This window comes from Rhodopseudomonas sp. B29 (assembly GCF_000333455.1).
In the GTDB taxonomy this organism is placed as follows: Bacteria; Pseudomonadota; Alphaproteobacteria; order Rhizobiales; family Xanthobacteraceae; genus Rhodopseudomonas.
This window is the reverse complement of the sequence record NZ_BADD01000478.1, coordinates 1-5,746: the sequence shown is the minus strand read 5'-3', so window position 1 is coordinate 5,746 and position 5,746 is coordinate 1. Positions and strand designations below refer to the sequence as shown.

Genomic DNA, 5,746 nt, shown 5'->3' with positions numbered 1-5,746 from the left:
TATCCGCCCTACGGTCGCCGAGCTATGATTTGCCTCACACCCGCGCCGCCGCATGGCCGAACACCACCTCGATCAGCGTCCCTGATTGCGGGGCGCTCTTGATGTGAAATTGGGCGCGGTTGGCTTCGACGAGGGCCTTGGTCAGCGACAGGCTGACGCCGGATTCGTCGGTGTGGTCGCTCGGGGCGGCGGAGCGGAATGGCTGCAGCGCGGCGGCGATCTCGTCGTCGCCGAGTTTGTGACCGGTGTCGCGGACGCGCAGCACCACCTCGCCGAAATCGCTTACCGCGGTCGAGACGATCACTTGGCCGCCCGACTTTGCGAGTTGGATCGAGGTGCCGATCAGGTTGGTGACGATCTGGCGCAGCGCCGTGGGGTCGGCGACGACCTGCGGCAGCGCGTGGGCCAGCGACGAGCGGATGATGATGCGCTCACGATTGGCGCGCGGCTGCATCGCGGCGACGCAGTGCTCGACGAGGTCGTTGAGATTCTGGCTTTCGAACGACAGGTCGATGTGGCCGGTCTCGATCCGCGACAGATCGAGCATGTCGTTGACGATGCCGATGACGCGCTCGCCCGAGGCGCGGATGTCGCGCAAGTAATCGGTGTAGCGCTCGTTGCCGAGCGCGCCGAAGCGTTGTTCGATCATCACCTCGGCGAAGCCGATGATGGCGTTGATCGGCGTGCGTATCTCGTGGCTGAGCCGCGCCAGCACGTCGGTCTTGGCGCCGGCGGCGCGATCGGCGAGGCGGCGCACCTGCGCCAGCTCGTTCTCGATGCGCCGTGCCGGGGCGAGATCGCGGAACACCGCGAAGAAATTCGGGCCGTCGGCGCGGGTGCGGCCGATCGTCATGGTCAGCGGAAACACGCCGCCGTCGCGGACGCGGCCGAGTGCTTCGAGGCCGTGGTCGAGCAGGCTGTCGGCATCGCCGCGGCCGACGCTGGCGAGATAATCGCGCACCGCGCTCTGGCTCTCCGGCGCGAACAGATCAGTCAGGTTGCGGGTGACGAGCTCGTCGCCGCCGCAGCCGAACAGCGCCTCGGCGCTCCGGTTGCAGGCGCTGATGGCGCCGTCGGCATCGAACATCACGATGCCTTCGGCCGTGGTATCCAAAATGGCGGCCAGCTCTTCGGCATCGACGAGGCCGGCCTGCGGCTCGGGCTCGGCGACCGGCTCGAGCGCGGCCGCGATGTCGTGCGGCGGGGCCACCGGGTCGGGAGAAAAGATCAGCGCCAGCGCCTGCTCGCCGTCCCAGTCGATCGTGAACAGCCGCCCGGCGGCAGCTTCAATCGGTCGCGGGTCGCTCGGCTGGTCCGAAGCGTACGCCGGCGTCGCCGCGATGGTGATAGCGGTGCCGACCTCGGAGGTGCTGCTACTTGCGCCGCCGCCGACCACCGGCTCGACATAGAGCGCGTCGAGGCCGCCGGCCTGTTCCAGCGCGGCGAGGCTGTCGTAACCCATGCGGCCGAGAAACGTCGGATTGGCATAGAGCAGACGGTCGAGCCGATAGATCAGCACGCCGACCGGCATCAGGTCGAGCAGCACGCGATCGCGCGTACTCGAGCCTTGCGCCGGCGGTGTCGGCGGCGTCAGCCATTCGGCTTGCGGCGCGGATGGCTCAGGCTCGGCCTGCGGCAGCGCGGCTTGTGGTTCGGCTGCGGCTTCATGCGTGTCCGCGTCGCCCAACAGGCCGGTGTCGTTCTCGAGACGTGCTGATAGCTGCCGCGCCAGTTCGTTGAAGGCGTTGTTCTCGATCGGCGTCAGCGACGGCACGCGGCCGTCCGGCGTCGGCCGGAACGGCAGCACGTTGGGAGGAGTGTCCACAGCGGTTTCCGATGCAGGTTGATGCGGCGCAAATGTCGCGCTCGGCGAGGTCGTGTCGTTGTCGAGATGCGTAGCCGGCGTGAGATCGGCGGACAGCGCCCGCGGCGGCATCTCTGCCGTGCCGCTGCGGCGCAGTTCGGCAAGCCGGTCCAGCGCGGCGAGATCCCTGCAGACGCCGAAGCCGCGATAGCCGGCGAAATTGCCGTCGCGGTCCTGCACCGGCAGGCCGGATAGTTCGACCGGCAGGCGCTCACCGCTGCCGTCGGCCGGCCACTGCAGGACGATGCCGCTCCAGGTGTGATGCCGCGCGATCGCTTCGGCGAATTTGTCGTCGGGATCGAGATCGAAAGTAGTCCGGATCGCGGCCCATGGTTGGCCGAGCGCGCTCGCGAACCTCGGACCGAGCAGACGAACGAATTCATCCGAGGCGATGTCGAAACGCTGCTCGGCATCCATCCGCCAGACAAAGCGCAGCGGATGACGACGCGGCTCGAGTGGAGGAGGTGGCTCGGGCGGAGCGATTGGCTCCCGCGGAGCTGGGGGGTCGGCGACGTCGTCCGACGCCCCGCGTATGTCGGCTGCCGGCTCGGAGTCGTCGGCCCGCGTAGCAGCGGGCTCTTCCGCAGGCATGGCCGCTTCTGCCGGCTGCTCGTCAGCAACCTCGGCGATGGGCTGTTCTGCCGGTGGCGCGGCGGGCTCGTCGGCGACGGCTTCGATGTAGGGCGACGGCTCGGGATCGATGGCGTCTTCGACGGCGGCGCCGATGCCGGCTTCTTCGGTCGTCTTCGTCTCGGGCTCGCTCGCTACGGCCGGCGCGTCGTCCAGCAACGTGTACTCCGCCGGAGCTTCGCTGAGCGTCGCGGGGGCTTCGTAGTCGGGGATCGCAGCGGCGGGGATTTCGTCGGGCGGCGATGTCTCTGCAGGCGCTGGCGCCGGCTCTTCGGCCGCGTGCTCCGCTGGCTCCGCGGCGGCCGGCTCGCTCGGTGCCTCGTCCGCGACGGGCGAGCGATCGACGGCAGGTTCGAGCCGCGCCACCAGTCCGATATCAGCTCCGTTGCCGACACGCTGCAGCACGACATGGCCGAGCCCGATCGGCGTCTCGGCGCGGCCGGTGCGCAGCGCGTCTTCGCGCGCCTGGTCGAGTCCGGCTTCGGTGAGATTGCGGAAACCCAGCAAAGCCCGCGCGGCATCGTTAGAGCCGAGGAACAGGCCGTCGCGCGCGAACGCCGCGATCGGCGTGTCGATGCCGCTGAGCAAAGCGCGCAGCCGCTCGTGCAGCGGCATCGGCCGGCCGACCGGTTCGGCGGCGGCGATCAGCACGCCCTCAGTGCCGTCATCGAAGGCGAGACGCGAGCAGGCGCAAGTCAACAGCGTGCCGAGCCGGGCGCCGAAGCCCCGCAGCCGCTCCAGCCGCGTCGCGCCACCGGCCGGCAGCCGGCGGGCCAGCTGCGCCACCAGACGGCGGTGCGCATCCGCCGGGCCGAAGCTGCGTCCCGCAAGCTCGGCCGCGTCGGCTGCGCCGAACAGCCGCGCCGCCACCGGATTGGCCCAGAGCACGCGGCTGCCGTCGGTCGACCACAGCCAGACCGGCAGCGACGAGGTCGCGTGCACGGCCAGCCGGGGGTCGTCGAGGCTCGGCAGGCGGGATTGAGGCTTCGTCATCGTCCTTCAGTCGTGGGCACGGGCGCGAGTCGCACTCGGGCAGGGCTGGTCGGCCCGGTCAAGCCGCATGCTTAACAATTCATGAGTATCGCTTTCGGCAGCGCCGAGGTCCACGCTTGCAGCCGCCTCATCCCACGCTCACGCGTGATAACGTTAATTCGGCTGCCCGACAGAACTTCGGCTGCCGGATTGTGGTTGTAGACGCGATCGGCGTGAACGCGCGGTGAAAGGTTGCGGTTGCAAAGGCCATTTGTTGCGTCACGATAGGGCCGACATCCGCCGGTCACACCAGCGATGTGAGTTGCGTATTAGGTTTTCCAAGGCGCGGGCCGCCGCGGCGGCCCATGATGCTGCAACAAGGAGTTGATCATGGACCAGGATGGGCGCGACCATTTCGAAATTCCGAAGGAAATGCGGTCGATGGCCGAAGCGGGCTTCGAGCAGGCCCGCAAGGCGTTCGAGCAGATGCTGTCGAGCGCGCAGCACACCGCCTCGACGATCGAGGATCGCGGCGCCGCAGCCCGGGCCAACGCCAAGGAAATCACCACCCGCGCCGTCGGCTTCGCCGAGCGCAACGTCTCGGCGGCGCTGGATTATGCCCAGCAGCTGGTCCACGCCAAGGATCTCGGCGACGTGCTGCGGCTGCACAGCGAATATGTGCAGGCCCAGATGAAGGCGCTGGCCGAGCAGGCGAGCGAGCTTGGTCAGGTCGTGGCGAAAGCGGCGCAGGACGCCACGCGGCCCAAGGTTTGACACAGAGTTGAGGTACTCCTTGGGGCCTCGGCGCTCTGCCGAGGCTCCGCTGCCCCGCCCGGGCAGGGATGCGACCCGCCGCCCCGCAACAGGCGGACTGGCCCCTGTCTCATTCTTCGGCAATTGCCGACTGAAAATGTGGCAAAGGTCACAAATTTATGTTGCATTGCACAAAATTTGTGATATGGTGTTGATCAGTCGATGGAATTTAAGCCATCGCCGTGATTGCTATTTTGACTGCCCGGCTCGTCGAACGTCCGGCAATTTCTGAAAACCGGTTTTCGCGGGTCACTTCGATACCCCCACCTGACGAAGGATGTACCCATGGCCGATTCGAGCGATCCGTTTTCCACCGTCCTGCCGTTCCAGCTGCCCGAGCAAGTCCGCGCATTCGCCGAAAAGGGCGTGTCGCAGGCCCGCGAGAGCTACAGCAAACTGAAGGACGCGGCCGAGAGCAACAACGAGACCATTGAGGCGGTGTTCACCTCGGCGAGCCGCGGCGCGACCGACTATTCGACCAAGCTGTTCGACTTCGTGAAGACCAACACCGCGGCGAATTTCGACTTCGCCCACAGCCTGTTCGGCGCCAAGACCCTGCCGGAGCTGATGGAGCTGTGGACGTCGCACGCCAAGCACCAGGTCGAGACGCTGACGTCGCAGACCAAGGAGCTGACCGAGCTGACCCAGAAGGTCGCCGCCGACACCGTCGAGCCGATCAAGGCCGGCGCGTCGAAGCTGTTCAAGCCGGCGGCCTGATTTCGGCCCGCACGCGTTCTGAAAGCCCGGGCCTCGCCCGGGCTTTTTTGCGAGTTTTCCCAAGCGGCCCCGACCTTGGTCGCGAGCCTGCCATCAGCGGCGATACCGGTCTTGCCAAAGCCCGGCATTGCACCTAGTTTCCCGCCCGTTCGCGTGGCCCCGCGCCCGCGCCGGATGCAGTTGTAGCTCAGTTGGTTAGAGCGCCTGTCTGTGGAACAGGAGGTCGGTGGTTCGAGCCCACCCAACTGTACCACTCAGCAAGACCCCCATCCTTTTCTGTTGCGAGCGTTCCCGCCCCATCGCGGAACACGCGTGCGCGTGCCGCGTTGCCTGCCGTCAGATGATGGGGACAGAGCCATGCTCGACGGGGATCCAGGCGACCAGGCGATTTCGGTGATGGTCGATATTGCGCGGACCGAGGGGCGCGATCTCAGTCCGGGGCAGCGGCTGGAGCTCGATCATCTGGTGTCCGAGGGCTTCGTCTCGGCGACCCGGGACGGCGATGGTCATCATCGCTATGCGCTCACCGCCAAGGGACAAAGCGCGCTCGATAATCGCGGGGTCGGCGCGAACGAGGCGTAGGTCGAGCTCACCGCGCTGCGCCCGACTTGCGAATCCGTGGCGGCTCACTCAGACTTCCAACCACTCTAGACCTTCAACATCGCTGATGATCGCGACCGGCATCGGGCTTTGTTCAAGATGGAACTAATCCGCTGAAGTTCATGCTGACAAAGGGGGGAACATGCCGAT

Annotated in this window: 4 protein-coding genes and 1 tRNA gene; 4 read left to right on the top strand and 1 reads right to left on the bottom strand. The window is 67.2% G+C overall.

What is annotated here, in order from left to right; all coding sequences use genetic code 11:
* Positions 1–34: 34 nt before the first annotated feature.
* Positions 35–3,487 carry a PAS domain-containing protein gene (locus I5M_RS16905; RefSeq protein WP_022722471.1) on the bottom strand — a complete coding sequence of 1,151 codons (3,453 nt, stop codon included), beginning with the start codon at positions 3,485–3,487 and terminating at the stop codon, positions 35–37.
* Positions 3,488–3,856: 369 nt separating this feature from the next.
* On the opposite strand from I5M_RS16905, the gene I5M_RS16900 reads away from it, so the two are divergent.
* The 4 genes from I5M_RS16900 (at position 3,857) to I5M_RS16885 (ending at position 5,578) form a co-directional block, all read left to right on the top strand.
* Positions 3,857–4,240: a phasin gene (locus I5M_RS16900; RefSeq protein WP_022722470.1), complete on the top strand. Its 384-nt coding sequence runs from the start codon at positions 3,857–3,859 to the stop codon at positions 4,238–4,240.
* Positions 4,241–4,564: 324 nt separating this feature from the next.
* Positions 4,565–4,996, top strand: coding sequence for a phasin (locus I5M_RS16895; RefSeq protein ID WP_022722469.1), 432 nt, complete (start codon positions 4,565–4,567; stop codon positions 4,994–4,996).
* 176 nt (positions 4,997–5,172) lie between these two features.
* A tRNA-His gene (locus I5M_RS16890) sits at positions 5,173–5,249 on the top strand.
* Between the two features lie 104 nt (positions 5,250–5,353).
* Positions 5,354–5,578 carry a hypothetical protein gene (locus I5M_RS16885; RefSeq protein ID WP_022722468.1) on the top strand — a complete coding sequence of 75 codons (225 nt, stop codon included), beginning with the start codon at positions 5,354–5,356 and terminating at the stop codon, positions 5,576–5,578.
* Positions 5,579–5,746: the final 168 nt, after the last annotated feature.

What these genes read in the sequence shown, in the direction of transcription:
- I5M_RS16905 (WP_022722471.1), bottom strand. Translation starts at nt 3,487, where the DNA reads ATGACGAAGCCTCAATCCCGCCTGCCGAGCCTCGACGACCCCCGGCTG.
- I5M_RS16900 (WP_022722470.1), top strand. Translation starts at nt 3,857, where the DNA reads ATGGACCAGGATGGGCGCGACCATTTCGAAATTCCGAAGGAAATGCGG.
- I5M_RS16895 (WP_022722469.1), top strand. Translation starts at nt 4,565, where the DNA reads ATGGCCGATTCGAGCGATCCGTTTTCCACCGTCCTGCCGTTCCAGCTG.
- I5M_RS16885 (WP_022722468.1), top strand. Translation starts at nt 5,354, where the DNA reads ATGCTCGACGGGGATCCAGGCGACCAGGCGATTTCGGTGATGGTCGAT.